The sequence below is a fragment of the Thermocrispum municipale DSM 44069 genome (genome assembly GCF_000427825.1).
GTDB classification, from domain to species: domain Bacteria; phylum Actinomycetota; class Actinomycetes; order Mycobacteriales; family Pseudonocardiaceae; genus Thermocrispum; species Thermocrispum municipale.
The window spans coordinates 470,111-496,657 of sequence record NZ_KE386593.1 but is presented as its reverse complement, the minus strand read 5'-3'; the positions used below and the strand labels follow the sequence as shown (position 1 = coordinate 496,657).

Below are 26,547 nucleotides of genomic sequence, written 5' to 3'. Positions count from 1 at the left end.
CACCGTTTGGCGGAATCGACTCAGCATCCGGTAGGCCGAGCGACCTGGAGTAACTACCGAGGGTGGCGAAACGAAGCGACCGGGCAAGAGGGTCAGTTCACCCAGCGGGGGGCTGCCCGGAGGCGGCAGATGTGACTAGCCTCGCGCCATGCCGTTGTTCGGGCCGCCGAGGAGGCACGCGGAGGAACCATGAGTGGATCACTCGAAGTCCGACAGTTCCTCATGCGGTATGAGGGTGAGTCCGGCACGGCATCCCCGGGTGCATTGCCCGCCCAGCGCAACGGCGCAGGCGGCACCAACGACCCCAACCGGATCACCGACGACCAGGTCCGGCGCGCCCGGCTCGCGGTAGCCAGCAGCGCGCTCGACGCCGCGGACTGCGCGGAGCTGCTCGACATGCTGGGACTGCTGCCCGGCGCGGACGGAGTGGCTCCGGTACAGCGCTGAGGTCTCGTTTCCAGCCGGCCGCGACCGCGACGGCACCCGAACGAGATCGCCCGCGGACGATCCGGTGTCGGCGAGCGCAGCGGCGGATGTCCGCTCGCGCCCAGACCCCCGGTCCGGCTACGAGCGGATCCAGTACCCTGAAGTTCGGTGGTCGACGGCAGGAAAACGACCCTCCCTACGAACCCTGGTTCGCGGTGTCGTATGCTTGTCGCGGCTCCCAACGGAACAGCTGGCTCCCATCGTCTAGCGGCCTAGGACTCCGCCCTTTCAAGGCGGCAACGCGGGTTCGAATCCCGTTGGGAGCACGCGGTATGATCACAACCGAACATGGCCCTGTGGCGCAGTTGGTTAGCGCGTCGCCCTGTCACGGCGAAGGTCGCGGGTTCAAGTCCCGTCAGGGTCGCTCAGGACAATGGGTCCGCTCTCGCAGCGGGCCCATTGTTTTGTGTCGGGCGTACTGCGCACGCCACCAGGGCCCGACGACGTCGGCCCGCACGGCATGCTCTATGCTCTTCCCCATCCCGGCCAGGTAGCTCAGTTGGTACGAGCGTCCGCCTGAAAAGCGGAAGGTCGCCGGTTCGATCCCGGCCCTGGCCACCACGCAGGACCAGCGAAAACGGCCCTCGCCAAGTTCGGCGGGGGCCGTTTTTCGCGGTCCAGGTTTGCAGTTCGGGTTGCCATCGGCCCCCTGCGGGCACGCCTTGTGACCACCACAGAAGCCGCTCAGGCGGTTGGCGACCTCCGTTCGGGTCACGCCGGCGATGTACTGCGACCTGCAAGACGCCTCGTTGCCGCGCACCCAAGCGTGAGTCATGCCGTTCGGCCGCCGCTGCGCCGGCAACGGACACGTGTCGTAGCGGTTCACGAAAGATGTCCCGAGGCCACAGAAGCCTCGGGACATCACGGTGGGGAGGTCAGGCCGCGGCCCGACCGGGGCGACGGCGGATCTGGCCGGTGCGAGCCGCCCGTCGGAGCAGCACCACGATGGGAGCGAGGCAGACCAGCAGGGTGAACAAGCTGGCCTCGGGGCCGAACGTGCCCCCGGTGATCAGCGAGGGGCCGGAGAGTGTCGTGTGAAGCAGGCTGCTTGGCGTGGTCTCCGCGCCGGAGACCACGACGCCGAAGACGCCGCCGGAGACGGTGTTCCACGCGAAGTGCACGCCGATCGGCAGCCACAGCGAGCGGGTCGCCACATAGGCGGCCGCGGTGAGGAGGCCGCCGGTCAGGCTGATGGCGAGGGCGCCGAGCAACGAGGCGTGCGGGTTGACCAGGTGGAGCAGGCCGAACAGCACCGTGGACATCACCAGCGCGAGCACGGTGCCCGCACGCTCCTCCACGATGCGGAACACGACGCCGCGGAACAACACTTCTTCGATCGTTGCGACGGCGACCATCGCACCGGCGCTGGCGGTCAGTCCACCGATCGAGCCCCAGGTCAGGCTTTGCCAGCCACCGAAGATCGCAATGAACACCATCACCGTGGTGAACAAGCAGCTTCCGAGCACCGCTCCGCGGAACAACGCTGACCTGGCGCCGTCCGGCATGACTTCCGGCACGTCGGCCCGGAGCTCAACGACCTGCGACAGTCGCCGGTAACCGGCCACGCAGGCGACAGCGAGACCGATGCCGACCGGCAGCGCCAGCATCGGGATCGGAGCGACGAGTTGGTTGATGGCGGCGAACAGCGCGGTCGCACCGAGCAGCACCAGCACGAGCACGGGGAGCCGGAACGCGCGCAGCCGACGTCGGCGGGTGGATGGTTCGGCTTGGGCTGAGCCGTTCCCGATCTTCTCGGCCCGGGCTGAGCCGTTCAAGGTCTCCGTGCGTGCCATGACGTCTGCTCTCTTCCCTTTCTGGGGGTCAACGCTTGCGACACCACGAAGGCTAGGAAGCCGAGCACGTCGAAACATCCCACGAGAATGAGCAATCGCGGTAGCTCTCACGGGGGATGGCCGGGTGCGACCGGTCCGGCTCAGTCGGTGGCTGACACCAGCCCGGCCCGATAGGCAAGGACGACGGCTTGCACTCGGTCGCGCAGATCGAGCTTGGTCAGGATCCGTGAGACGTAGGTCTTCACGGTCTCGGCGGTGATGAACAACGCCTCGGCGATCTCCGCGTTGGACAGCCCGGCCGCGATGTGTTCCAGGACTTCCAGTTCCCGCCGCGTCAGAGCACGCACGATCGCGTCCCGCGCGGGACGAGGTCCTTCGGCGGGCCGGAGCCGAGCAGCGAAATGGCCGATGAGCTCGCGGGTGACCGCGGGAGCGAGTAACGCATCGCCTCGGGCGACGGTGCGCACGCCATTGACCAGTTCGGCCGGGGGCGCGTCCTTGAGCAGGAAACCGCTCGCGCCTGCCTTGAGCGCTTCGTAGACGTACTCGTCCACGTTGAAGGTGGTGACGACCAGCACCTTCGCGGGTGTGGCCACGTCTGGACCGGCAAGTTGCTTGGTCGCCTCGATACCGTCCACCACAGGCATGCGGATGTCCATGACGACCACGTCCGGACTCAGCTGCCGCGCCGCCTGCACCGCCTCCCGGCCGTCTGCCGCCTCGCCGACGACTTCCATGTCCGGTTGCGCGGAGAAGATGGTGGCGTACCCGGCGCGAACCAATGCCTGGTCCTCGCAGATCAGTACCCGGATCGGGGCGTCGGTCACGGTTCGTTCCTTCCGCACGGGATGAGCGCACGCACACCGAAGCCGCCGTCGGCGCGCGGTCCGGCCTGTAGTTCACCGCCCAGCAGCCGCACCCGCTCGGACAATCCGGTCAACCCTCGACCTCCTGACGAACCGCCCGGTGAGGTGGCCGGGCCTTTAGTGATCACCTCGATCTCGATCTCCTCCGGGTCGTGCCGGAGCCGCACCGTGGTCGGTCGTCCCGCCGCGTACTTGAGCGCATTGGTCAGGCTCTCCTGCACCACGCGGTAGGCAGTCAGCTCCACGTCGACCGTCCGGGGCCGCTGCTCTCCTTCTTCGAGGAATTCGACGGGCTGACCGGCATGGCGTGCTTGCTCCACCAGATCGGCGACTTTGCCCAGACTCGGGGTTCGCTCGGCGGGCGGTGTCTCGCCGCTCGCCTCCAGGACCCCGAGCAGACTACGAAGCTCCGTCAACGCCCGACGGCCCGTGACACTGATCGCGGACAGGCTCTCGCCCGCGCGATCGGGTGCGGTGTCGAGCACGAGCTGCGCCGCGTCGGCTTGCACCACCATGGCGGTCACGTGGTGGGTGACCACGTCGTGCAGTTCACGGGCGATCCGCGCTCGCTCGGCGGCGGTAGCCATCTCTGCGCTGAGGCGCCGCCGCTCGGCCTCTTCGCGCCGCCATCGGCGAACCCCGGCACCCGCGAACCAGATCACCGCCAGGGCCGCGAAGAACAGAACGAAATCAAGTCCTCGAGTGGGCGAGCCGAGAGCGTTCAGGGTCAGCGCCAGCACGCCGTATCCCACCACCGCGACCACCGCGACCACAGTGCGCAGACGCTGCTGATGCGCGCCGGCCGAGTACAGCGCCACGTACAGGCCGATGCTGCCGAACGTCGCCGGATAAGCCAGCACCTGGTGAAGGGCGAACCCACAACCGACAACCGCCAGGCACGCAGCCGGCCACCGCGTCCGTATCGCCAAAGGCAGGCATTGCGCGAGTATCAGGATCACGCCCAACGCATCCAGCGGCCGTCGCGGCAGGTCACCGATCATCGCCGCCACCGCTGCGAACTGCGGCACGAATGCCAGCGCCAGCAGCACCGCAGCCAGCAAGGAGTCCTTGCTCAACCCATCGAGACGGCGCCACCGGCGCTGCGCAGGGCGGAGAACCCGGGACGCGATCGCTGACACCGCGCAAGATTAACCCGGTGGTTTCGCGCCCTCGTCCGCACGATCGGCACCGCGCGAGGCGGCCGCAGGGCTGATATGCGCAAGGACGCCGGTTCCGTCTCCCCGCTGGCCTTCACGCACGAAGGACGTGGCGGCAAGCCGCCGAGGGCTCCGACGCCGGGTCGATCACCGTCACCAGCGACGACGGCGAAAGACGTGGTGCATCAGCGCAGTTTCGGCCGGCGGCGGGGAGCGACCCCCGCGCGGGCTCCTAGCCGCCGAACCACCGCTGCGGGGCAGGCGCCAGGTTCCGGTAGATGTGCTTCGCCTCCCGGTACTCGGCAAGACCGTCGTGGCCGAGCTCGCGGCCGATGCCTGACCGCTTGAATCCGCCCCACTCCGCCTGTGGCAGGTACGGCCCGAAGTCGTTGATCCACACGGTGCCGTGCCGCAGCTTCGCGGCCACTCGCTCGCCTCGCTCGGTGTCACCGGTCCACACCGCCCCGGCCAATCCGTAGTCGGTGTCGTTGCCCAGCGCGATGGCCTCGTCCTCGGTCCGGAAGCGTTCCACGGTCATGATCGGGCCGAACGTCTCCTCCTGGACCAGGCGCATGTCGCGCCGGCAGTCGTCGAACACCGTCGGCAGGTAGAAGAAGCCGTTCTGCAGCTCGGGGTCGTCCGGGCGATTGCCGCCGGTCAGCAGCCGTGCCCCCTCTTGCAGACCCAGCTCCACATAGGACTCCACCTTCGCGCGATGCTCCTCCGACACCAGCGGACCACTCTCGGTGCCCTCGTCCAAGCCGTTGCCCAGCTTGATCCGCTTCGCGCGTTCGACGACCGCCGCGACGAAGTCGTCGTGCAGCTCGTCCTGCACGATCAGCCGGGTGCCCGCCGAGCAGACCTGTCCCGCGTGCAGGAAGACGGCCATCAGCGCGTAGTCGACCGCGGCCTCGAAGTCCGCGTCGGCGAAGACGATGTTCGGGTTCTTGCCGCCCAGTTCCAGCGCGACCTTCTTCACCGTGCCCGCGGCGGCCTTCATGATCGCCTGACCGGTGCGCAGCCCGCCGGTGAAGGACACCAAATCGACCAACGGGCTTTCCACCATCGGAGCCCCGGCGGCCGGGCCCGAACCGAGTAGCAGGTTCACCACTCCGGCGGGCACGCCCGCTTCGACCAGAAGCTCGACCATCTTCACCGTGGTCAGCGGCGTGACCTCGCTCGGCTTGATCACCATCGTGTTGCCCGCGGCCAGCGCCGGAGCGACCTTCCACGAAGCCTGCAGCAGCGGGTAGTTCCACGGCGTGATCAGGGCGCACACCCCCACCGGCTCGTAGACCACCCGGCTGTGCACCGACTCGCTTCCGGCGTCCACCACCCGCGTCGGGTCCTTGTCCGCGAGCTCGCCGTAGTACCGGAACACCGCGGTCACGTCGTCGACGTCGATCCCGCTCTCGACCAGCGTTTTCCCGGTGTCCAGTGTCTCCAGGCGAGCGATCTCGGCCCGGTCACGCTGCAGCAGGTCCGCCATCCGCAACAGCAGTTCGCCGCGCTTGCCGGGACTCCACGAGGACCACTCGCCCTCGTCGAACGCCGTGCGCGCGGCCTGCACCGCGGCCTCGGCATCGGCAGGCGAAGCCTCCGCGACAGTGGTGATCACCGAGCCGTCGAACGGGTTGATCACGTCGCGGGTTCCGCCCTCGGCCGGCTCCACCCACTGTCCCGCAATGAACAACATCGCCATCACGAATCCTCCGCGGCCAACGGCTTGCGGTTTCCCGATCTCGCCGGACTGTCTACTGTCAACTCCAGCCTAGTGACGCAGACCGGTACAGCATGCGCAACGCGGAGGACCGCATGACCGAACGGTACGACTACGTCATTGTCGGGGGTGGCTCTGCTGGGTGCTGCCTGGCGAACCGGCTCACCGAGGACCCGGGCACGCGCGTGCTGGTCCTGGAAGCCGGTCGTTCCGACTGGGCGTGGGACATCTTCACGCACATGCCCGCGGCGTTGACCATGGTGATCGGCAACCCGTTGTACGACTGGCGCTACGAATCCGAGCCCGAGCCGTACATGGGTGGCCGCCGGGTCAGCCACGGCCGCGGCAAACTGCTCGGCGGCTCCAGCTCCATCAACGGCATGATCTTTCAGCGCGGCAACCCGATGGACCTCGAGCGCTGGGCGTCCGACCCGGGCATGGAGACGTGGGACTACGCGCACTGCCTGCCGTACTTCAAGAAGATGGAGACGTGCACCGCGGGCGCCGACGACTGGCGTGGTGGCGACGGCCCGCTGTGGCTGGAGCGCGGCCAGGCGAAGAACCCACTGTTCGACGCATTCCTGGAAGCCGCGACGCAGGCCGGGTACTCGCTCACCGACGACGTCAACGGCTTCCGGCAGGAAGGCTTCGCGCGCTTCGACCGCAACATCAAGAACGGTCGGCGTTGGTCGGCCGCGCGCGCCTACCTGCACCCGGTGATGGACCGGCCGAACCTGACGGTCAAGACGTTGCACCACGTGCACCGGGTCGTCTTCGACGGCACGCGCGCGGTCGGCGTCGAGTACACGCGTTTCGGCAGCCGCCGGGTCCGGCGCGTCGACGCGGGCGAGGTCATCCTGTCCGGCGGCGCCATCAACACCCCGCAGCTGCTTCAGCTGTCCGGCGTCGGGGACCCGGAGTTGCTCGAACCGCTCGGCATCAAGGTGGTGCACGCGCTGCCCGGCGTCGGGCAGAACCTGCAGGACCACCTCGAGGTCTACATCCAGCACGCCTGCAAGCAGCCGATCAGCTTCAACCCCGCGCTCAAGCTGTACAACCGCCCGAAGATCGGGCTGCAGTGGCTGCTCGGCAAGAAGGGCCCGGCGGCGACGAACCACTTCGAGGCAGGCGGCTTCGTCCGCGGCAACGACGAGGTCAAGTACCCGAACCTGATGTTCCACTTCCTGCCGATCGCGGTCCGCTACGACGGCACACCGGTCGGCGCGAAGCACGGCTACCAGGTGCACATCGGCCCGATGTACTCCGACGTGCGCGGGTCGGTGACGATCAAGTCCGCCAACCCGAAGGAACATCCGGCGCTGCGGTTCAACTATCTGTCCACGCCCAACGACCGCAAGGAGTGGATCGAGGCGATCCACGTGGCGCGGGACATCCTCGGCCAGCCCGCGTTCGAACCGTTCGACGCGGGTGAGCTCTCGCCCGGGCCGTCGGTGCAGTCGGACGAGGAGATCCTCGACTGGGTGGCCAAGGACGCCGAGACGGCCTACCACCCGAGCTGCACCGCCCGCATGGGGATCGGGCCGAATGACGTGGTGGACCCGAAATCCATGCGGGTGCACGGCGTCGAGGGGCTGCGCGTGGTCGACGCGTCGGCCATGCCGTACATCACCAACGGCAACATCTACGCGCCGGTGATGATGCTCGCCGAGAAGGCCGCCGACCTCATCCGCGGCAACACTCCGCTGCCGCCCGCCGACGTCCCGTTCTACCGCCACCGAGACCAGGAGGGCTGAGCGATGTCGTCCCCGCCGAAAGATCACGAGGCTGCCGCTCCGCCGAACGCCGAGGTCTCGGCACTGCTGCCCGAGGGCAAGGACCGTGCCGTCAAGACCCGGGTGTTCATCGGGTCGGCGGTCATCATCCTGCTGATCGCCGGCTGGGCGATCATCTCGCCGAGCGGCGCGGGCGCGGCCATCGGCACCGTGGTCGGGTGGATCTCCCAGGGCTTCGGCTGGTACTACTTCCTGGCCGCGACGTTGTTCTTGGTCTTCGTGGTGTACGTGGCCCTGTCGCGTTACGGCAAGATCAAGCTCGGGCCGCAGCACTCCACACCGGACTACGGCATGTTCGCCTGGGCGTCGATGTTCTTCGCCGCGGGCATCGGTGTGGACCTGATCTTCTTCTCCGTGGCCGGGCCGGTGACGCACTACTTGAAACCGCCGGAAGGCACCCCGGAGACGATCGAGGCAGCCCGGCAAGGGGTGGTGTGGACCCTGTTCCACTACGGCATCACGGGCTGGGCGATGTACGCGCTGATGGGTATGGCGCTGGCGTATTTCTCGTTCCGGCACCGCCTGCCGCTCGCCGTCCGGTCGGCGTTGTACCCGCTGATCGGCAAGCGGATCCACGGGGCCGCGGGCGACGCGGTGGACGGCGCCGCCATGCTCGGCACCATCTTCGGCGTCGCGGTGTCGCTGGGTATCGGCGTCGTGCAGCTGAACTACGGGCTGCGGCTGATCTTCGATCTGCCGGAGAACGTCGCCGTGCAGATCGCGCTGATCGCCATCGCCGTGGGCATCGCGACGTTCTCCGCCGTCTCCGGTGTGGACAAGGGCATCCGCCTCATCTCGATGCTGAACGTGGTGCTGGCCATCGCGCTGATGGTCTACGTCTCGATCTACGAGAGCCCGGTCCGGGTGCTGAACAGCTTGGTCATGAACATCGGCGACTACGTGAGCCGGTTCCCGTCGATGACCATGAACACGTTCGCCTTCGACCCTCCGGTCGACTGGCTGAACGACTGGACGCTGTTCTTCTGGGCGTGGTGGATCGCCTGGGCTCCGTTCGTGGGCGTGTTCCTCGCGCGCATCTCGCGCGGGCGCACCATCCGGCAGTTCATCGCCGCCACGCTGATCATCCCGCTGTTGTTCACGCTGGCGTTCCTGTCGGTGTTCGGCAACGCCGCGCTGCGTGTCATCCGCGACGGCAACGAGGAGTTCGGCGAGCTGGCCGCGTCGGCGCCGGAGCAAGGGTTCTTCGCCCTGCTCGCCGAGTACCCCGGATTGACGTTCAGCGCAGGCCTCACCGTGGTCGTCGGCCTGTTCCTCTACGTCACGTCGGCGGACTCGGCGGCCCTGGTGATGTCCAACCTCAGCTCTCATCTGCGCACGCCGTTGACCGACGGTGCCCCGTGGCTGCGGATCTTCTGGGCCACCGCGACCGGTCTGCTGACGCTCGGCATGCTGCTCGCCGGCGGGGTGGACGCGCTCACCAGCGCCACCATCGTGATGGGCCTGCCGTTCTCGTTCGTGATGTTCGTGATCATGTGGGGCCTCTACCGGGCGCTCAAACGCGAAGGCATCCGGGAGGACGCCATGATCAGCAGCCTTCCGGCGTCGCTGTCCGAACGCGTGGGTATCGAGCCGCGCGGAGTGCACCGAAGTTGGCGGCAGCGGCTTGCTCGCGTGGTCTCCTATCCCGATCCGGACGACGCGCGGAGGTTCGTCGCCGACGTGGCTCGCCCGGCGCTGGACGACGTGTGCGAAGAGCTCTGCGATCGCGGCGTACCGGCGACGGTCACCGAGGCGCCCGCGGACGACGCCGGGATCGACTACGTCGAGTTGTCCGTGCCGGTCGACGGTGAGGACGACTTCGTCTACCGACTCTGGCCGCGGGTGGCGCCGACACCGACGTACGCGCTGCACCGCGTCAGCGGGGCCGACACCTACGTCCGGTTCGAGGTGTTCCTTACCGAGGGCGGGCAGGGCTACGACGTCCTCGGGTACGGCAAGGAGCAGCTCATCGGGGACGTGCTCGACCAGTACGAACGGCACCTGGAGTACCTGCGGCTGCGCACCAACGACCGGTGATCGGCTAGTTGGTGCGCAGCGGCCTCAGGGGCCTGGCGCGAGGCTGTCGGGCGGCGCGGCGGCCTCAGCGGGCCTGGTGCGAGGCTGTCGATCGGCGCGTATCCTGCTGGTCGGACACGGGACCGAGCGGCCCGTTACGCGTGGCCGCGGAGGCGAGTGACCCCTCACCTGTGACCGCGGAGGCGAGCGGCACCCGCGGCCACGGGGCCGAGCGGCACCTGCGGCCACGGGGCCGAGCGGCCCGTCACCCGTGACCGTGCCCGCGAAGCGAGCGAGCCATCACCCGTGACGCGGGGCCGAGCACCCGGGCAGCACGACCGATTCGACGATTTCGTACAGACATGTATCGCCCCCAGTTCCCCCAAGGGCTCGCACCTGCGCGAGCACACAGTCGACGGTATATCCCCACTCACGGCGAACGCGGTTGCACAGTTGCAATCAACCGTTCGGCCCAGTGGCCAATTTGACGCAGAAAACCCCTGTCCACCTGGGAGTCAGGCCGCCACGGGCACCGGAGAAGGTGTCACGACTGGCGCGATTGTTGCCTCAGTTTCGGCGCACGCCCGGTTCAGCCTGCGGTACGCGGCGCTGAAGAACGCCGCCAGCACGGTGACCAGCATGATCAGGCTTGCCGCCACGAACGCCAGCGCGATCCCGCGGGCCGGGCCGTCGCCGAGCAGCCAGCCGAACGTGGTGCGGCCGGCGTCGGTGGCCATGAACGGGATGATGACCAGCTGGGCAAGCGGTCCGATCACGAACGACGACACCGGTGCGGCCGCGCTCTCCACACTTTGCGCCAGCCCGAACACCCGCCCCTGCCGCTCGAACGGCACCACGCGCTGCAGGATCGTCTGCTCGGCGGCCTCGGCGACCGGGATGAGGAACATGAATCCGAACATCCCGAGCACCAGCAACAGCTGCCACCCCCCGGATGGCCGTCGCCACCCCGACGACCGCGAGCAGCATGTTCACCAGCAGCAACGTCCGCAGCGGTGATCGGCCGAGGCCGAACCGGGCGACACACGCCCCGCCGGCGATGAAGCCGATGCCGACCACGCCGAGCACGATGCCCCAGGTCTCGACGGAGAACAGCGTCAGGCCGTACGGGTCGGTGAGTGCCATGAACACGCCCATGACCAGGTTGTTGAACGCGGCGAACAAGATCAGCGCCCACAGCCCCGGCACCGCACGAATGGTTCGCCACGTGCCGCGAACATCCATGCGCGAACGTTCGCTCCGCTCGACGTGCGGTTCGTCGATGCGGATCGTCGCCAGGTGCAGCAGCGCGGCGGCGGTGAGCACGATCGACACGACGATGGTGCCGCCCATGCCCAAGAAGCCGATGGCCAGCCCACTGAAGACGCTGGTGGCCATGTGCGCCAGTCCGTTGACGGTGCCGACCATGCCGTTCGCCTTGTCCCGCCGGTCCGCGGGCACCAGCAGGGTCACCGTGGTGGACAGCGCGATCGACCGCAGCGACCCCATCACGCCACCGATCAGGACCAGCCCGTTGAACAGCCAGAAGAACGCGTCGGTGAAGTCGACCAGCCGCGCCACCGGCACGGTCAGGTAGATCAGTCCGGCTACGAGATAGACCAGCAGGGTGCTGGTGCTGGACAGCACCATCGAGGTCTTCTTGCGGTGTGCGTCCACGATCGCACCGAAGAACGACCCGGCGGCGGCCGAGACCAGCATGTACAGGCCGGAGATGAGCGAGGCGGCCAGCACGGACCTCGTCTCCAGGTACACCCAGAAGGTCAGCGCGAACCACAGGAACGTGGTCGTCACCCCGGCCAGCAGGGTGTTGGCCAGTACGCGGCGGAAGGTGCGAGTGGGGTCGCTGGTGACCTCGGACATTGCGGGCCTCCTGGCTTGGTGGCGGTCACCAGGTCCGACCGGACCCGCACGAAAAACTCATCGCTTCGCCGCGGCGCGAGCTCCTCGGGACGGAAGGTATGACCTGACGCACAGAGCGCTCCCGCTGGGAACCATTCACCACCCCGGCAACTCAGTACGGTCGTCCGACGATCTTCGCGACCGGGAGAGGCATGGCGAGCGCGGCGGCCAGGCAGGCCAACTGGGACTTCATCCGGATCGTCGCCGTGCTGGGCGTCGTGATCGGGCACGTCACCTTCCTCGGGCCGCGGATCATGCCCGGCGTCGACGAGTACCCCATTGGCCTGGAAGTCCGCATGGGGGCGAGCACGCTGCTGGTGCTGTCGGCCTATTTCGCCTGTGTCACGCTCCGCCGAGGCACGCCCGGTCGGTGGTTGGCCCGCCGTCTCGCCCGACTTCTCCCTGCCTACTTGGCCGCCGTGCTGATCGTCTACGTGGTCAGCCGGATCGCGGTGCTGTCGTTCAACGGCTGGGAGGCCTCGGGGCTGTTCGGCCGGCTGTTCGGCGAGCCGCAGGTGACCGACCCTGGCCCAGGTGCGCCCGCGCCGTGGTACCTACCGGACGTCGCCGACCTCGTCGCCAACGTGCTGCTCGTACCGGCGTGGCACCGCGGCTGGGTTCCCCTGGACTACTCGTACTGGACGCTTCCACTGCAGGTGCTGGCCTTCATCGCCGCGGCGCTGGTCTTCAGCCGACGGCCGAACATCACGCACATCCGAAACCTGGCCAGGGGATTGGTGGCGCTCAGCGTCGCGGCCAGCCCGCTGAAGCTGATGCCCAGCGTGATGGATGGCCCGGCCTACAGCCTGCTGACCGGCCTCGGGGTGTGGAACGCCTACCTGTTCGGGCTCGGCGTCGCGATCTGGCTGTGGTCACGCGGGCACGTGGCGACCGGCGAGCTGACGCTGTTGTGCGCGGTCGGCACGATGATCCACTTCGGGTCGGTGCACTGGGAGATCGCGGCCGGCCTGGCGTTCGCGGCCATGCTGGCGGCGATCGCGGCCGCCGCGCGCGGCACGGATTGGGCGTTCCTGCAGCCGGTTCGTCGCCCGCTTGCGTGGCTGGCCGGGCTCACCTACTGCGTCTACCTGGTGCACCAGCAACTCGGCTACGTGCTGGCGCGTGTCCTCAGCGACGCCGGCCTGCCTGCTTGGCCGCGACTCATCGCCGTGCTGGCCGCCGTCGGCCTCGCCGGATACCTGTTGCACGTGCTGGTCGAACGACCGGCGTACCGGGCTCTCACCCAACGCCGCACGCCGGCCACGCCCTCGCCGCAGACGCCTGCGACCGCGACCGCCTGACCTCACCCTGCGACGCGCTCCAGCGGCAGACGGCCGGTGACGACCAGAAGCAGGTCCTTCGCGGACACCTCGATCTGGTTGGCGCCCTTCCCGACGCGAATGTCGGCGTCCGTGGCGACCAGCGTGTGCCCACCGAGATCGACGCCGAAATACCGGAGCTGACGGTCGTCACCCGATGCCAGGACCATGGCGATCCGTTCGGTTGGCGGCGCGGGCAAGCCGAGCGGCTCGGTGATGTCCAGTCCGTGGATGACATCGTGGCTCAGCGCGCCCGCCGCACCTCCGCCCGGCGGCCTCCACGGATGCGTGATGTTGTCCTTCAGCATCTGCACCAGCTCACGCTGATCCATGGCCGCGGCGGTCGCGCGGGCGTCGCGGTCGGCGAACTTGTTGAACCGAAATCCGGCCGAGAGCAGACCGGTCAGCAACCGCCATGGCTTGGTGCGGAACGGCATCGTCATGTGTGCCACCACCTCGCACACCCGCCAGCCTGCACACAGCGACGGGTGATGCCACTGCTGCGGCGTGAGGTGGTCGAGCAGGCCTGCGAGACGCTGCCGCTCGGCTTGCGTGTGCGTGATCAGCTCGGTCGTCATGAGCTGACTCCTTTCGACGTCGTCGACGCTTACGCGGGTTGATACGACGCCGGAGGGCGGAATTAATCGGCCGCGGCGACCAGGGCAGGCAATCCGAACTCCGCGAACCGGTCACCGGTGCCGAGGAACGTCACGATGCGCGAGATCAGGCCGTCCTCGACCTCGACCGCTACCAGCGCAAACGGGGCCAATCTGCCGGAGTCGTCGGGTCGGTACTGGCCGAACCCGAACCCGCCGTTGAACCCGCACGGGACGAGCCGGTCATCGACGCACGCATCGTTCGACGCGACAAGCTGCGCGATGCGGACGCCACCCTGCAGACTCCAGGCGAACGGCGGCATGGAGGCGATGGCGTCGTCCTTGAGCAACTTGGTCAACGCTGCGACGTCGTGCGCCTCGAAGGCGGCGACGTATCGCTCCAGCAGCCTTCGCTGGTCGCCGGCTCGGGGTTCGGCTAGCTTGGTCGGGTCGTAGTGCTCAGCCCGGAGCGCATCACGCGCACGCTGCAGCGCACTGGTGACCGAAGCGGGCGACGTCTCGAGGATTTCCGCGGTCTCCCGTGCCGAGAAGGACAACACATCGCGCAGCACCAGGACCGCACGCTGCCGCGGAGTCAGCCGCTGCAACGCGGCGACGAAGGCCAGTCGCACCGACTCCCGCGCCTCCGCCCGCTCCTCGGGGGCCGAACTGAGCAGGCGGGAATCGGGCATCGGCTCCACCCACGTCTCCGGCGGCAGCGGCGCTCCCAGTTCACCGTCTGCGAGCGCGGAGGCCGGCTTGACCAGCAATTCGCGGCGTTTCGCCGTACGCAGCATGTCGAGGCACACGTTGGTGGCGATGCGATACACCCACGCGGTGAGGCTTCCGCGCGCCGGATCGAATTGCTCGATGCGGGTCGCGGCGCGCACCAGGGTTTCCTGAACGGCGTCGTCGGTGTCGGCGGCCGAGGCCAGCATGCGATAGCAGTAACCGGTGAGCGGCTTGCGCAGCGCTGCCAACTCCTCGACGACCTGCATTGCGCCACTTTAGGACGGCGGTCCGACACACGGCGAAGTCTTACGGCCGAGTCAGAGCGCAACCGGGCCGATGCAGGTCGATCCGCGAGTCCTTGGTCAGGCACGGCGGGATGCCACCCACCTGCTGCGCATAGCTCCTGCCCTTCTCCGCCGTGACCGTGCCGTCTTCGGCCACCTCACACGGGTTGTCCGTCGTGCACTTCTCCCCGCTGATGTTCGTGGAGCTGTGGATGGCGACCACGGTCTCGCCGGACAGCACCGGAGAGCCGGAATCCCCCTTCATGGGCAAGCAGCTTTCGGCTGCCGCGTAGCGCAGCGAGTGGTCCAGCTGGTAGCCGTCTTCGCGAACGTGCGGCACGACCGCCTCGATCTCGCAGCTCTTGCGGGTGCTGGTGGTCAGTACGTCGACCTGGTCGCCGACGTTCGGCGGCTCGTCGGTGAGCCGGAAGATTCTCGCGCCTGCGTGCTCGAGCTCCGCGTACGTCTTGTCCAGCCGGTAGAGCGCGATGTCCGTGCCGGTCATCGTCGCGTACACCAGGCGGACAGCGGTGGCCGTGGCCTTCGGGTAGCCCTCGTCGTCCGCGATCCGCACGTCTCGGTCAGCGGGTCGATCGACCAGCGCGGACCCAGGAGCAGGCGGCTTTCCCTCCACGCAGTGGCCGTTGGTGAGCAGCAACGCAGGGTCGTCCGGCCTTGCGGTGGACGTGCGCACCACGGAGCCGACACAGGTGCCGAGGTTCACCGAGCCCGCTACCGACGGCATCGGTTCCTCCGGCGGAACGTCGGTGCCGCTGACGATGCCGTTGATCCAGTCCCGATGCCGGGTGACGTCGGTGAACAAGGTGGGCTCGTTGCTCCCCGAGCCACTGACGACGCCGGCCAGCTTCCACTTGCCGTCGTCGCGAATCAGCGCCGGGCCGCCCGAGTCGGCGTTGCGCGGGCCGATGCTGCCGTCGCGGACACCGATGCAGAGCTCACCGTCGACCGCAGGCGAGCACGCCTCGATCGGCTGCACTTCGAGGTCGATCTCGCGCAGCTTCGTCGGGTAGCAGTCCGGCGTGTTCTCGCCGTCGCTGCACGTCGAGCCCCAACCGAGCACGCGTGCCGTGGTGCCGACCTCGGGTGCCTTGTCGGCCAGCTCCACCGGCTCGCCGTCGACCGGCGTCTTCAGGTGCAGCAAGGCGATGTCCTTGCCCCACATGTCGCCTTCCACCCCACGGCGGTAGAACTTGTCGACCTCGACGAACTGGCCGCCCCGGGTGTTGTCCAGCGAACCGATGCGGACGTACATCTCGCGCGGTGTGCCGACCGCCGCGCCGGTCGGGTTGCGCGCACAGTGCGAGGCGGTCAGGACCCACTGCGGTGCGACCACCATCGCGCCGCACGCGTGACCGTCCGGCCCGGGCGGCGCGGGAAGGTACGTCGGCCGCTGGAGCGAGCCCATGAACGAATACGGCTCCTCAGCCGGCGCTCCGCCCTGAATCGCGGCCGCGGACGGGGCGAAAAGTGCGCCGGCCGTCATCGCTGCGGCAACGACGACGATGACAGATCGAGTTCTCATGCCGCACACTGTGGCCGACCAGGTTCATCGCCCCGTGCGCGCCAGGTCATGGGCGTGCAACAGTTCAGCGCCGCCGAGCGAACTCCAGCAGGGCTTCCCGATGCCGTTCCCAGTGTTCGAAGCGGGCTAGGTCCGACGAGGTGCGGAACGACACGGGCCGCAGCGGGATCCCGACCGAATCGGCCTTGTGGTGCGCCACCCGGAACGCCACCACGGTGAACCCCTCGCCCTCTCGACTGTCGACGGCGCGCAGCTTCAGGTAGTGCGCGGTGTCCGCCACGAAGACCACCAGCGTGGCCTGGCCCGCGCACCGCAGGTTCGCCCGCGTCGTCGTGCCGGAAACGGCGACCAGAACCTTGTCATCCGCCGGATGGATCTCCGCTCGTGACAGCAGCGCAACATGCGGGAAATCGTGCTCGTCGACGGTAAGGAACACGAACGCCTGCTCCTGCGTATCCGCCTCTGGCCACCCCTGGAGCGCCGCGTTCACTTCGACGGGAAGCGTCATGGTCAACCGCACCTTTCTGACGGACCGACTGGTTCACCCAGGTTATTGACCTTGCTGCAGGCCCGGGCTACATTCAAGAGATTGTCAAGTCAGGTAGTTAAGTTAATCAATTGCCCGACGCCGGCCGCCCGGAGACCGCGACAGGCACCCAGGCGCGGCCGCTGTCGCACCGCGGCTGACGACACGGAAGAGGTTTCGGATTGTCGGAAATCACGGTCGACCCGGTGACCCCGGCGACGGACGCGATCTTCTCCTGCCGCAACCTCGCGATCGAGTTCGGCCACGGCGCGCATCGGCGCCGCATCCTTCAGGACGTCAACTTCGACGTCCACCAGGGCGAGTTCCTGGCCCTCCTCGGCACATCCGGCGTCGGCAAGACCACCTTGCTCCGCATCCTCGGTGGGCTGCTCGCGCCGAGCGAAGGCACCCAGATCCACTTCGACGGCGCACCGATCGACGGCCCACCGCGGGGCGTGATCATGGTGTTCCAGGACTACGCCTCGTCGCTGCTCACCTGGCGCACCGTCGGCCGCAACGTCGCCCTCGGCATCGAGAACTCGCTGTCCAAGGCCGAAGTCGCTCAGCGCACCCGCGAGGTGCTGGACATGGTCGGCCTCGGCGATCGCATCGACGACTACCCGGCTCAGCTCTCCGGCGGCATGCAGCAGCGCCTGCAACTCGCCAGGGCCCTCGCCATGCGACCGCGCGTCCTGCTGATGGACGAGCCGTTCGGCGCCCTCGACGCGATGACCAAGGCGAACCTGCAGGACGAGCTGCTGCGGATTCAGCGCCGGACCGGTACCACGGTCGTGTTCATCACGCACGACATCGAGGAAGCGGTTTATGTGAGCAGCCGCGTCATCGTGCTCAGCGGCTCGCCGGGCCGGATCCTGCTGGAACGTGACGTCGACCTGCCTTCGCCGCGCAACCAGGTCACCACCAAGGAACACCCCGAGTACCTGCGGCTACGCCACGAGATCTACGACGCGGTCAGCGACCACGTGAACTCCTGAGGAAGCCGGCGATGACCACGCAAGCGCAGCGCGCCAGACCGCTCGGCCCGCGTCTGCTCGCCAAGATCAACCTACCTGGCGTGACGTTCCTGATCGTGCTGTTCGCGGTGTGGGAGGCCGCCGACCGGGCGGGCCTCATCGATCTGATGTTCCTGCCGCGACCATCGGAGATCCTCTCCGCGGGCGCCACGCTCATCGCGCAGAACGCATTCCTACCCACCGTCGGGCACACGGTCAGCGTGACCCTGACCGGCTGGGCGATCGCCAGCTGCTCGGGCCTGATGATCGGCTTCGCACTCGGCATGTCGCGCCGGGTGTGGGTCTACTCCATGTCCACCATCGAGCTCTTCCGCGCACTGCCATCCGTCGTGCTGTTGCCGATCGCCGTGCTGGTCTTCGGCTTCTCCGTGCAGATGGAGCTGGTGCTGGTCATCGTCTCCGCGCAGTGGCCGGTCATGGTCAGCGCCGTCGACGGGGTCCGCCTGGTCCCGCAAGGCCTCCGCGACACCGCCACCACACTGCGGCTCGGCAGGCTGGAGACCGCACGCAAGATCATCCTCCCGGCCGCGCTGCCCAAGGTCCTCGTGGGCCTTCGGCTCTCGCTGGCACTGTCGCTGATCCTGACCGTCGCCGCGGAGATGCTCGGCAACCCGGCGGGCATGGGCAACGCGCTGGTCGAGGCCCAGGAAGCGTTGCAGGCCGACCAGATGTTCTTCTACTTCCTCTCCATCGGGCTGCTCGGCGTGCTGCTCAACGCCGCCTTCGTCTTCCTCGCCCGGCTGATCGCCCCCGGCCACCACCTGCGCTTCGCGGAGGCCGGCTCATGACCACGACCGCGTTCCGCCCCGCGACCAGGGCAAACCGGGCCGTCGGACCGGATGGTCCGCAGATCGGCTCCCGACCGCCCCTGCGCGGCCTGCTGCCGTTCGTCGCCCTGCTCGTTCTCTGGCAGTTGTTCGGCACGGACGACTCGACCTTCTTCCCGCGACCGTCGACCTGGCTCCCCGCGGTCGTCGAGTTCGCCGAGTCAGGTGAACTGGCCACCGCTCTTGCCGGCACCGCGGTCACGTTCACGGTGGGCCTGCTGCTGGCCACGGCCATCGGTGTCGTCCTCGGTGTGGTGGTGGGCAGCGTCAGGTTCGTCGACCGCATGCTGAACCCGTTCCTGGAATTCGTCCGAGCCATGCCGTCGTCGGCACAGGTGCCGATCTTCGTGCTCATCCTGGGCTTCACCGAGTCGATGAAGCTCACCGTCGTGGTGCTCACCGCGATGTTCCCGGTGCTGCTCAGCACCCGTTCCGGCATGCGCGAGATGAATCCGGTGCTGCTCGACGTGGCCAGGACGTTGCACCTGAGTCGCTACGACCGGATCAGGAAGATCGTCGTGCCTTCGCTGTTCTCCTCGATCCTCACCGGCGTGCGCATCGCGACCCCGGTAGTGCTGATCGTGACGTTGATCGTGGAGATCCTCACTCAGGTCCCCGGCCTCGGCGGCTCGCTCTCGCTGGCGCAGCAGTACTACCAGACGTCGCTCGCATACGGCCTGATCGTGATCACCACCGTCGTCGCGCTCGGGGTGAACATCGCGATCGGGCTGATCGACGAGCGCCTGTTCCGGCATCGACGGCGCTGACAGCGGGCGTCACCGGACCTCGCCGTGCCCGAGAGCCGGTGCCCGCCGTCCACCCCTTCGAGCACTGACCCTGGTAGAAGCTTGTGCCTTATGATTAACTTAAGGTAGGTTTCTGAGTAAGGTAAGTGAGGCCGTCGCCCCGGGCGTGGAGCGGGGACCGGCGCCGCGTCTCGGTGCGACCAGCGGCGAACGCGGAGCCGCGCGAGCGGACAAGCGGCACCACGGCGGCCGAGCGGGCCGCCGTTCGTCGGACGCCAGAGGATTGAGATGACACGGTCAGGCAAGGAATACATTCGCGGCCTTCGCAATGATCGACGTGTCTTCGTCGACGGGGAATACGTGTCGGACGTGACCACGCATCCGGCATTCGCCGGGGCGGTGCGTTCGATCGCACGCGTCTACGACATGGCGCATGACGAGGCCAACCGGGACGTGATGACGTTTCCTTCGCCCACCACCGGCGAGCCGGTCAACATGTCGTTCCTGATCCCCCGCAGCGAGGACGACTTGCGGCGCCGCCGGATCGCGCTGCGCAAACTCGCCGAAGTGACCGGCGGCTTGATCGGCCGCGGTCCCGAGCACGTGGCCGGCTTTCTCAGCGGATGGGCTGCCCGGCCTGACGTCTTCGCCGCCGCGGGAGAGGAGTTCGGCGAACGCATCACCCGGTTCTACGAGTACGTGCGGGACAACGATCTGTATTGCACCTACACCATCGTTCCGCCGCAGATCGACCGCAGTAAGCCCGCGCACCAGCAGGAAGACCCGCATCTGTACGCCGGGGTGAAAGAGGAGCGCGCGGACGGCATCGTCATCAAGGGCGCGCAGATGCTCGGCACCGGTGCGGCCGTGTCGGACTACCTGGTGCTGTCGTGCATCGTGCCGCTGCAGGAGGGCGACGACGACTACGCAATCTCTGTCGCCGTGCCGCTGAACGCGCCGGGGTTGAAGGTCTACTCACGCCGGAGTTACGCGGCGGCCGCGTCCAGCATGTTCGACTACCCGCTGGCCACCCGATTCGACGAGACCGATTCGCTGATCGTCTTCGACGACGTTTTCGTGCCGTGGGAGCGGGTGTTCATCTACCGCAACCGGCAGGTCACCGCCGACCAATGGAACAAGACACCGGCCCACCTGCTCGGTAACAACCAGGCGCAGGTCCGGTTCTCGGTCAAGCTCGACCTGCTTGCCGGGCTGGCCATGCGGATCGCGGAGATGAACGGGTCCGCGAAGTTCCCCCCGGTGCGCGGCACGCTCGGCGAGATCGCCGCCCACGCCGCGATGGTGTCCGGGCTGGTCGCCGCGCAGGAACAGAACTGCGAGATCGACGACTTCGGCGTCGCCTGGCCCGGTCGCGCGGAGTGCTTCGCGGTGCAAACGCTGCAGTCGCAGTTCTACCCGAAACTGCTGCAACTGCTGCGTGATCTGTGCGGTGGCGGGCTCATCCAGCTCCCGTCGTCGGCACGGGACTACGACCACCCGGAGGCGGGAGCGGACTTGCGCCGGTACGTCCAGTCGCCCGGCTGGGAGAGCGAGCAGCGCGTCAAGCTCCTCAAGCTGGCGTGGGACCTGATCGGTTCGGAGTTCGCGGGCAGGCACGAGCAGTACGAGATGTTCTACGCGGGCGCGCCGTTCTTGGTCCGCTCCCGGATGGCCCAGGTCTACGACTTCCGACGCGCGGGCGGCCTGCTGGACAGCCTCATGTCGGGCTACGACCGCAACGGCCCGACCGACGGCCGTCTCGACGGCCAGGTCGAGAAGGTCGAAGCCGCCGAGACCGTCGACGCGTAGCGAGGAGCCCGGATGCGCATCGGCCTGCCAGACCTGGTGTCCAACTCCTACTTCCCGGCGATCGCGGCCGTGCAACTCGGCTTCCTCGAACAGGAAGGGATCGACGCCGAGATCGAGCTGATCTTCCCGGTCACCGACGCCGCGGTGGCGCTGCGCGAGCGGCGGATCGACTTTCTCGCCGGCGCGGCGCACGCGCCGCTGTACGGTTTCCCGGGCTGGGACGGCGCGAAGCTGGTCGCCGCCCTGTCCCACAACACGTACTGGTTCCTGGTGGTGCGGTCGGATCTCGGCGTGGGTCGCGGCGACCTGTCAGCCCTGTCCGGACTGCGCATCGGGGCCGCCCCGGGAGTCGGCGAAGCGCTGGGTCGGCTGTTCCGGCTCAACGGCATCGACCCGGACACGGCCGGGATCACCATCGCGCCGGTACCGGGCACCAGCGGGGCCGGGGTGTCGTTCGGCGTGACCGCCGCGGAAGCGCTGCGGGCAGGCACGATCGACGCGTTCTGGGCGAACGGCATGGGCGCCGAAGTGGCGGTGCGCACCGGTGCCGGAACCGTGGTGGTGGATGCTCGGCGAGACGGCGGCCCAGGGGCCCAGCAGACATTTCCCGCGCTGTCGACGACCGAGCACTTGATCGACTCCGAACCGGAAACGGTGGCAGCCGTGGTGCGCGGCCTGGTCGCGGCACAAGAAGCGTTGCGGCGCGACCCGTCGCTGGCCACGCAGGCCGGCAAGGATCTGTTCCCCGAGATGGAGAACTCGCTGATCGCGGACCTCATCGCGCGTGATCGGACTTTCTACCTCCCGGCGATCAGCAACGACGAAGTCACCGCGCTGCACGCTTTCGCCTCGGACATCGGCCTGCTCGATCACCGACCGTCGTACGAGCAAGCCGTGGCGACCCAGTTCGCGCCGCTGTGGTCCCGGCAGGAGTAAGGTCCGCCCGCCCTGCTCGTCGCTGTCCGGACTGCGAAAGGCGTTCCTCCATGACCGGCGTGGTGTTCGACGTGATCGGCGGCCCTGCCGTCACCCTGTCCGACTTTCAGCTGGTCATCGCCGGCTACACCGCACGCGACCAGGACGCCTTGCGCGCCCACGTCAAGGAACTGGCCGCGATCGGTATCCCGGAACCCGAGTCGGTGCCGAGCTTCTGCCCGATCCCAGCGGGTCTGCTCACCCACTCGGCCGAGATCACCGTGGCCGGCGCGCGAACCTCCGGCGAGGCCGAGCCGGTGCTCATCCGACACGACGGACGGCTGTATCTGACGGTCGGGTCCGACCACACCGATCGCGACCTGCAGCGCACCAGCCTGTTCGAGGCGAAGGCGGCCTGCGCGAAGCCGGTGTCGCGGGTGGTCGTGCCGCTGTCGCCGGACGTCGACTGGGACTCCATCGAGCTCGCATCGCGGTGCGACGGGCACCGTTACCAGGAGGGACGCCTGACCGAGCTGCTCCCGCCGGTGGAGACTCTCGAGCGTTTCCCGGCCGACGGCGACGTCGTGCTGTTCTGCGGCACGCTTCCGCTGCTCGACGGTCAGTTCGTCGCCGGGCACGAGTGGGAAATGACGCTGGCGATGCCCCATCAACAGCCACTGAGCGTGGCTTACCGCGTCACCCAGCGAACCTAGTTCGAGCGAAGTCGCCATGCCCCTCCGAGCCCGGATCACCCGCCACCTGCCGTTCGTGGTGGTGGCATCCAGCGCCACTCTGATCACGGCCGATTTCGCCAAGATCGGGCTGGCCGTTCCGGGCATCGAGCAGTACCTGCGCCGACCAGGTCGACGTGCAGATCGTGCTCAGCGGCTACTTGCTGGCGTTCGCGTTGTCCCTGGCCGTGGCCGGACGGCTGGGTGACCTCTGGTCGCACAAGGCGATGTTCGTCATCGGTATCGCCGCGTCGACCGCAGGCAGCGTGCTGTGCGCTCTCGCCTGGTCACCGCTGGTGCTGGACATCGGGCGGCTGGTGATGGGTGCGGCCGCCGGGGTGGTCATCGCCCAGACCATGAGCTTCATCCAGCTGCTGTATCGCGGCCGGGCTCGCGGTCATGCGCTGGGCATCTACGCGGCGGGGATCGGCATCACCAACGCGATCCTCCCGCTGGCCACCGGGGCACTGATGACACTCGGGCCGCCGGAGTCTGCTTGGCGCTGGATCTTCTGGATCAATGTGCCGCCGTACGCCCTGGCAATCCCCGCCACGGCGCTGCTCCCGGCACGCCGTCGACCCACAGCGCGGGGAGGCTTCGATCTGGTCGGGTTGGCGTTGCTGGGCCTGGCCACGCTCGGGCTGATGCTGCCGTTCGTCCTCACCTCCACGTTCGGCCCAGGCGGCTGGCACTGGTTGTGGCTCGCGCTGGCGGCAGCTGCCGGGGCCGCGTTCGTCCGGTGGGAACTGCGCGCCACCGCACGCGGACTGCCGGTGGTGCTGAACATGACCCTGTTGCGGTCGCCGCCGTTCCGTCACGGGATCTTCGTCGGCGGCGCGTACTTCGGCGCGTTCCAGGCCGCGTTGTTGATGTTGCTGCTGTACCTCCAGCAGGGCCTGCACCGCACACCGGTGGCCGCCGGTCTGACCGTCATGGCGTTCACACTGGGCAGCGCGCTCAGCTCCCTGCGCAGCGGCCGGCTCGTGCATACCCACGGAACCCGCGTGGTGACCATCGGACTCACCGGGGTGCTGGTCTGCACCGGGCTCGTCGCCGCGGCGACCGCGCTGCCCGACCGCTACGGGATCCCCGGGTTGGTCATCCCGCTGCTGGTCATGGGCGTGTTCAGCGGTTTGGTGATCGCACCGAACCTCACGCTCGTGCTGCGACACGTGCCCGCACCGCAGAGCGGAGTCGCCGGCGCGCTGGTCCAGCTGATGCAGCGCATGGGTGCCACCGCCGGGGTCGCCATCGCCATGAGCATCTACCACCTGACGCTGGCCGCCGGGGCCGCCACCGATGGCCGGACACAGCACTCGCTGGCGTTCCGCAACGGCATGATCTCCGTCGGCTTCTTCGTGGTGTGCGCGCTGGTCTCCAGCGTGCTGGCCGGCCGTGGTAGCCGTCGCCAGGAAAATCCAGTACTCTACTAACTTACTTTAGTGCGCTATCGCGGACGGAGAAACACGTGGCCGAGACACGGTTTCTGGCAGTACGAGCTGGCTGCCGTGCTCTGGAAGCTCCAGCACGGTCCGACGGTGCTGTTCGAGAACGTGGACGGCTATGACACCCCCGTCGTCGGCAATCTGCTGAACACCCGCGACAAGCTCGCCATCGCCCTGGACATCGGCCCCGACGAGGTACAACCGCGGGTCGTACACGCGCTGAACAACCCGATCGAGCCGACCGTCGTCGACGAAGCACCGTGGCTCGACGTGCAGCACCCCGGCGACGTCGACCTGACCGACATCCTGCCGATTCCCGTGATCAGCGAGCGGGACGCCGGCCGCTACATCTCCGCAGGCGTGCTGATCTGCAAGGATCCGGAGACCGGTAGGCGCAACATGGCGATCTGCCGCATGCAGGTGCAGGGGCCAGGACAGATCGGCGTCTACCTGGCGCCGACCCACTCGCGCGGTTTCCTTCAGACGCACCGGGCTCGCGGCACGAAGATGGACGTCGCCGTGGCCATCGGTCTGCACCCCGGGCTACTGGTCGCTTCGCAGCTGCTGACCCCGCTCGACGAGACCCACGTGGCAGGCGGGATCTTCCAACAGCCCGTCCCCCTCGCCCGCGCGCGCACGGTCGACGTCGAGGTACCCACCGGCGCGGAGATCGTGCTGGAAGGCGTGATCGATCCCGCAGAGGAGGAGACCGAGGGTCCGTTCGGCGAGTTCCCCGGCACGTACGCTCCGCAGCGCAAGAATCCGGTGATCCGGTTGACCGCCGTGTCCACCCGCGAGCGGCCGATCTTCCAGATGATCGTCGGCGGCCGGCACCCGGAGCACTTGGCCACCGGAGCGATCGCCCGCGAAGCAGGCCTGTTCAACGCCATCCGCTCGGTGGTTCCCGGCGTGCGTCGCGTACTGCTCACCGAGGGCGGGACGTGCCGCTTCCATGCCGTGGTGTCGATCGCGAAGCGGTTCCCCGGCGAGGGTCGTCTGACCATCGTCACGGCGTTCGCCAATCAGGACCTGATCAAGCACGTGGTGGTCGTGGACGACGACATCGACCTGGACAACCCGACCGACGTCGAGTGGGCCGTCGCCACCCGGACCCGCGGCCACGAGGACCTGGTCGTGCTGCCCGGGATGAAGTCGAACCCGGTCGATCCGATGTCGGTCGATCGCACCATCACCAAGGTCGGGATCGACGCGACACTGCCGGTCGACGCGCCGGCCGAGGCCAGGCAGCGAGTCGGCGTGCCCGCGCACGTCATGGAGGACATCACTCACCGTTGGGGTGACATCACTGGCAATAACTAACCCGAGTACCGTACGCAGAGAATGAGCCGGGAGGTGTCCGATGGACGAGGCAAGACTCGCGTACGAACGCTGGGTGGACATCCGCGAAGAGCAACGCGCCAGTGACTTCCAGGCCTACGCGTACAACATCGCCGAGGCCCGCTACGTGATGCGTCGAGTCACCCGAATCGCCAACGAGCGCGCGAAGAAGCACGACCTGGACGCCCTGCTGCATCAGGCACTGTTGCAGATCTACGGCGTCGGCGAGAACGAACAACTCACGGTCAGCAAGCTCGCCGAGCGCCTGGACGTCCCGGCCGCGTTCGCCTCGCGCCTGGTCGGCCAGCTGGAGCAGAAAGGTCTCGTTCGACGGGAGTCGTCGACCAAGGACCGGCGCGTCACACACGTCTTCGCGACCGACGAGGGAGTCGAGCTGCTGCGGCAGATCGACGACGAGGTGCACCACGAGGTGGCCTACTTCCAGCGGCAGATCAGCGAGCGGCAACGGCTGGCGGCCTTGTCGATCTTCGCCTTCTACGTCGGCGTGGCGAAGGAATCACCGATCGGCAACGCCATTCGCTCGGAGGCGGAGCGCATCAACTCCACCCGCTGAGGGGAATCGAACTCCTTGACCGCAGGGCAACACGTGCGACTTGCATACATTACTTGAGTAATATACATTTTCAATTCACTCAAGTAAGACACTGCCCGCCGGCGATGCTGCCCTTTCGGTAGAGGAGTGCCCGTGATGAGCACAGTCAGGCGGCGGAGGATCCGCACTTCGATCTCCCTACTGGCCGTCGGAGCGCTGATCTCGGCGTGCTTCGGCGGTTCGGACACCCCGTCGTCCGACGGCGGCCCGGTACGGGTCGCGATGACCAAGTCGATCCCGGCGCTGGGGGGTGTGGGTCGCCCAGGAGCAGGGCTACTTCGACAAGCACAAGGTGACGGTGGAGACGAAGGAGATCTCCACCACCGTGGCCGCGCAGGTGC

General features: G+C 68.0%; 22 protein-coding genes and 3 tRNA genes. 16 read left to right on the top strand and 9 right to left on the bottom strand.

Features of this window, described 5'->3' with window-relative positions:
• Positions 1-189 precede the first annotated feature (189 nt).
• The 4 genes from YWM_RS0117690 to YWM_RS0117675 all read left to right on the top strand — a co-directional run bounded on the left by YWM_RS0117690 (position 190) and on the right by YWM_RS0117675 (position 1,047).
• The gene (locus YWM_RS0117690) at positions 190-447 is read left to right on the top strand and encodes a hypothetical protein (protein ID WP_028851801.1); all 258 of its coding nucleotides are present in this window, start codon (positions 190-192) and stop codon (positions 445-447) included.
• Between the two features lie 232 nt (positions 448-679).
• Positions 680-752: transfer RNA gene (locus YWM_RS0117685), tRNA-Glu, on the top strand.
• Positions 753-776: 24 nt separating this feature from the next.
• A tRNA-Asp gene (locus YWM_RS0117680) sits at positions 777-850 on the top strand.
• Positions 851-970: 120 nt separating this feature from the next.
• A tRNA-Phe gene (locus tag YWM_RS0117675) sits at positions 971-1,047 on the top strand.
• Positions 1,048-1,361: 314 nt separating this feature from the next.
• On the opposite strand, the gene YWM_RS0117670 is transcribed toward YWM_RS0117675, so the two are convergent.
• The 4 genes from YWM_RS0117670 to YWM_RS0117655 all read right to left on the bottom strand — a co-directional run bounded on the left by YWM_RS0117670 (position 1,362) and on the right by YWM_RS0117655 (position 6,004).
• Positions 1,362-2,279: a CPBP family intramembrane glutamic endopeptidase gene (locus YWM_RS0117670; protein WP_084612496.1), complete on the bottom strand. Its 918-nt coding sequence runs from the start codon at positions 2,277-2,279 to the stop codon at positions 1,362-1,364.
• A 140-nt stretch (positions 2,280-2,419) separates the two neighbouring features.
• Positions 2,420-3,106 carry a response regulator gene (locus YWM_RS0117665; RefSeq protein ID WP_028847501.1) on the bottom strand — a complete coding sequence of 229 codons (687 nt, stop codon included), beginning with the start codon at positions 3,104-3,106 and terminating at the stop codon, positions 2,420-2,422.
• The gene (locus YWM_RS0117660; RefSeq protein WP_051310121.1) at positions 3,103-4,284 is read right to left on the bottom strand and encodes a sensor histidine kinase; all 1,182 of its coding nucleotides are present in this window, start codon (positions 4,282-4,284) and stop codon (positions 3,103-3,105) included. Before YWM_RS0117660 ends, YWM_RS0117665 begins: the two co-directional genes overlap by 4 nt.
• Positions 4,285-4,534: 250 nt before the next feature.
• Positions 4,535-6,004, bottom strand: a complete 1,470-nt coding sequence (locus YWM_RS0117655) for an aldehyde dehydrogenase family protein (RefSeq protein ID WP_028851798.1) — start codon at positions 6,002-6,004, stop codon at positions 4,535-4,537.
• A 113-nt stretch (positions 6,005-6,117) separates the two neighbouring features.
• On the opposite strand from YWM_RS0117655, the gene betA reads away from it, so the two are divergent.
• Both betA and betT read left to right on the top strand, forming a co-directional pair.
• Positions 6,118-7,776 carry a choline dehydrogenase gene (gene betA, locus YWM_RS0117650; RefSeq protein ID WP_028851797.1) on the top strand — a complete coding sequence of 553 codons (1,659 nt, stop codon included), beginning with the start codon at positions 6,118-6,120 and terminating at the stop codon, positions 7,774-7,776.
• A 3-nt stretch (positions 7,777-7,779) separates the two neighbouring features.
• Entirely contained in the window at positions 7,780-9,852 is a 2,073-nt protein-coding gene (gene betT / locus YWM_RS24390) for a choline BCCT transporter BetT (protein WP_084612495.1), read from the top strand.
• 546 nt (positions 9,853-10,398) lie between these two features.
• Here betT and YWM_RS24385 read toward each other — a convergent pair.
• Positions 10,399-11,709, bottom strand: coding sequence for an MFS transporter (locus YWM_RS24385; protein WP_245566083.1), 1,311 nt, complete (start codon positions 11,707-11,709; stop codon positions 10,399-10,401).
• A 191-nt stretch (positions 11,710-11,900) separates the two neighbouring features.
• Here YWM_RS24385 and YWM_RS24380 point away from each other — a divergent pair, with 191 nt between their 5' ends.
• The gene (locus YWM_RS24380) at positions 11,901-13,049 is read left to right on the top strand and encodes an acyltransferase family protein (protein ID WP_084609169.1); all 1,149 of its coding nucleotides are present in this window, start codon (positions 11,901-11,903) and stop codon (positions 13,047-13,049) included.
• Between the two features lie 2 nt (positions 13,050-13,051).
• Here the strand turns inward: YWM_RS24380 and YWM_RS0117630 are convergent, their stop codons facing one another.
• The 4 genes from YWM_RS0117630 to YWM_RS0117615 form a co-directional block, all read right to left on the bottom strand.
• Complete coding sequence (locus YWM_RS0117630; protein ID WP_028851796.1) at positions 13,052-13,645, bottom strand: maleylpyruvate isomerase family mycothiol-dependent enzyme; 594 nt, start codon at positions 13,643-13,645, stop codon at positions 13,052-13,054.
• Positions 13,646-13,707: 62 nt separating this feature from the next.
• Positions 13,708-14,661, bottom strand: coding sequence for an RNA polymerase subunit sigma-70 (locus tag YWM_RS0117625; protein ID WP_028851795.1), 954 nt, complete (start codon positions 14,659-14,661; stop codon positions 13,708-13,710).
• A gap of 40 nt (positions 14,662-14,701) precedes the next feature.
• Positions 14,702-16,222, bottom strand: a complete 1,521-nt coding sequence (locus tag YWM_RS0117620; RefSeq protein WP_028851794.1) for a S1 family serine peptidase — start codon at positions 16,220-16,222, stop codon at positions 14,702-14,704.
• A 64-nt stretch (positions 16,223-16,286) separates the two neighbouring features.
• Positions 16,287-16,730: a hypothetical protein gene (locus tag YWM_RS0117615; RefSeq protein ID WP_052345083.1), complete on the bottom strand. Its 444-nt coding sequence runs from the start codon at positions 16,728-16,730 to the stop codon at positions 16,287-16,289.
• 200 nt (positions 16,731-16,930) lie between these two features.
• On the opposite strand from YWM_RS0117615, the gene YWM_RS24375 reads away from it, so the two are divergent.
• The 9 genes from YWM_RS24375 to YWM_RS25375 all read left to right on the top strand — a co-directional run bounded on the left by YWM_RS24375 (position 16,931) and on the right by YWM_RS25375 (position 26,167).
• Positions 16,931-17,743 (top strand): ABC transporter ATP-binding protein, encoded by an 813-nt coding sequence (locus YWM_RS24375; RefSeq protein ID WP_038044974.1) that lies wholly within the window; start codon positions 16,931-16,933, stop codon positions 17,741-17,743.
• An 11-nt stretch (positions 17,744-17,754) separates the two neighbouring features.
• Complete coding sequence (locus YWM_RS0117605; RefSeq protein ID WP_028851792.1) at positions 17,755-18,570, top strand: ABC transporter permease; 816 nt, start codon at positions 17,755-17,757, stop codon at positions 18,568-18,570.
• Entirely contained in the window at positions 18,567-19,376 is an 810-nt protein-coding gene (locus YWM_RS0117600; protein ID WP_028847510.1) for an ABC transporter permease, read from the top strand. The genes YWM_RS0117605 and YWM_RS0117600 overlap by 4 nt, the downstream gene beginning before the upstream one ends.
• A gap of 267 nt (positions 19,377-19,643) precedes the next feature.
• On the top strand, positions 19,644-21,164 hold the full coding sequence (locus YWM_RS24370; RefSeq protein WP_084609170.1) for a 4-hydroxyphenylacetate 3-hydroxylase family protein: 1,521 nt from the start codon (positions 19,644-19,646) through the stop codon (positions 21,162-21,164).
• Between the two features lie 12 nt (positions 21,165-21,176).
• Entirely contained in the window at positions 21,177-22,100 is a 924-nt protein-coding gene (locus YWM_RS0117590; protein ID WP_028851791.1) for an ABC transporter substrate-binding protein, read from the top strand.
• Between the two features lie 50 nt (positions 22,101-22,150).
• The gene (locus YWM_RS0117585) at positions 22,151-22,792 is read left to right on the top strand and encodes a DUF2848 family protein (protein WP_028851790.1); all 642 of its coding nucleotides are present in this window, start codon (positions 22,151-22,153) and stop codon (positions 22,790-22,792) included.
• A 155-nt stretch (positions 22,793-22,947) separates the two neighbouring features.
• The gene (locus YWM_RS24365) at positions 22,948-24,243 is read left to right on the top strand and encodes an MFS transporter (RefSeq protein WP_052345081.1); all 1,296 of its coding nucleotides are present in this window, start codon (positions 22,948-22,950) and stop codon (positions 24,241-24,243) included.
• 9 nt (positions 24,244-24,252) lie between these two features.
• A complete protein-coding gene (locus YWM_RS24360; protein WP_084612493.1) occupies positions 24,253-25,575 on the top strand; it encodes a UbiD family decarboxylase in 1,323 nt (440 codons plus the stop codon).
• 40 nt (positions 25,576-25,615) lie between these two features.
• Entirely contained in the window at positions 25,616-26,167 is a 552-nt protein-coding gene (locus tag YWM_RS25375; protein ID WP_051310127.1) for a MarR family winged helix-turn-helix transcriptional regulator, read from the top strand.
• Positions 26,168-26,547 lie beyond the last annotated feature (380 nt).

What these genes read in the sequence shown, in the direction of transcription:
- YWM_RS0117605 (WP_028851792.1), top strand. Translation starts at nt 17,755, where the DNA reads ATGACCACGCAAGCGCAGCGCGCCAGACCGCTCGGCCCGCGTCTGCTC.
- YWM_RS0117620 (WP_028851794.1), bottom strand. Translation starts at nt 16,222, where the DNA reads ATGAGAACTCGATCTGTCATCGTCGTCGTTGCCGCAGCGATGACGGCC.
- YWM_RS0117690 (WP_028851801.1), top strand. Translation starts at nt 190, where the DNA reads ATGAGTGGATCACTCGAAGTCCGACAGTTCCTCATGCGGTATGAGGGT.
- betT (WP_084612495.1), top strand. Translation starts at nt 7,780, where the DNA reads ATGTCGTCCCCGCCGAAAGATCACGAGGCTGCCGCTCCGCCGAACGCC.
- YWM_RS24380 (WP_084609169.1), top strand. Translation starts at nt 11,901, where the DNA reads ATGGCGAGCGCGGCGGCCAGGCAGGCCAACTGGGACTTCATCCGGATC.
- YWM_RS0117625 (WP_028851795.1), bottom strand. Translation starts at nt 14,661, where the DNA reads ATGCAGGTCGTCGAGGAGTTGGCAGCGCTGCGCAAGCCGCTCACCGGT.
- betA (WP_028851797.1), top strand. Translation starts at nt 6,118, where the DNA reads ATGACCGAACGGTACGACTACGTCATTGTCGGGGGTGGCTCTGCTGGG.
- YWM_RS0117655 (WP_028851798.1), bottom strand. Translation starts at nt 6,004, where the DNA reads ATGGCGATGTTGTTCATTGCGGGACAGTGGGTGGAGCCGGCCGAGGGC.
- YWM_RS0117670 (WP_084612496.1), bottom strand. Translation starts at nt 2,279, where the DNA reads ATGGCACGCACGGAGACCTTGAACGGCTCAGCCCGGGCCGAGAAGATC.
- YWM_RS0117585 (WP_028851790.1), top strand. Translation starts at nt 22,151, where the DNA reads ATGACCGGCGTGGTGTTCGACGTGATCGGCGGCCCTGCCGTCACCCTG.
- YWM_RS0117630 (WP_028851796.1), bottom strand. Translation starts at nt 13,645, where the DNA reads ATGACGACCGAGCTGATCACGCACACGCAAGCCGAGCGGCAGCGTCTC.
- YWM_RS24385 (WP_245566083.1), bottom strand. Translation starts at nt 11,709, where the DNA reads ATGTCCGAGGTCACCAGCGACCCCACTCGCACCTTCCGCCGCGTACTG.
- YWM_RS0117600 (WP_028847510.1), top strand. Translation starts at nt 18,567, where the DNA reads ATGACCACGACCGCGTTCCGCCCCGCGACCAGGGCAAACCGGGCCGTC.
- YWM_RS0117615 (WP_052345083.1), bottom strand. Translation starts at nt 16,730, where the DNA reads ATGACGCTTCCCGTCGAAGTGAACGCGGCGCTCCAGGGGTGGCCAGAG.
- YWM_RS0117590 (WP_028851791.1), top strand. Translation starts at nt 21,177, where the DNA reads ATGCGCATCGGCCTGCCAGACCTGGTGTCCAACTCCTACTTCCCGGCG.
- YWM_RS25375 (WP_051310127.1), top strand. Translation starts at nt 25,616, where the DNA reads ATGGACGAGGCAAGACTCGCGTACGAACGCTGGGTGGACATCCGCGAA.
- YWM_RS24370 (WP_084609170.1), top strand. Translation starts at nt 19,644, where the DNA reads ATGACACGGTCAGGCAAGGAATACATTCGCGGCCTTCGCAATGATCGA.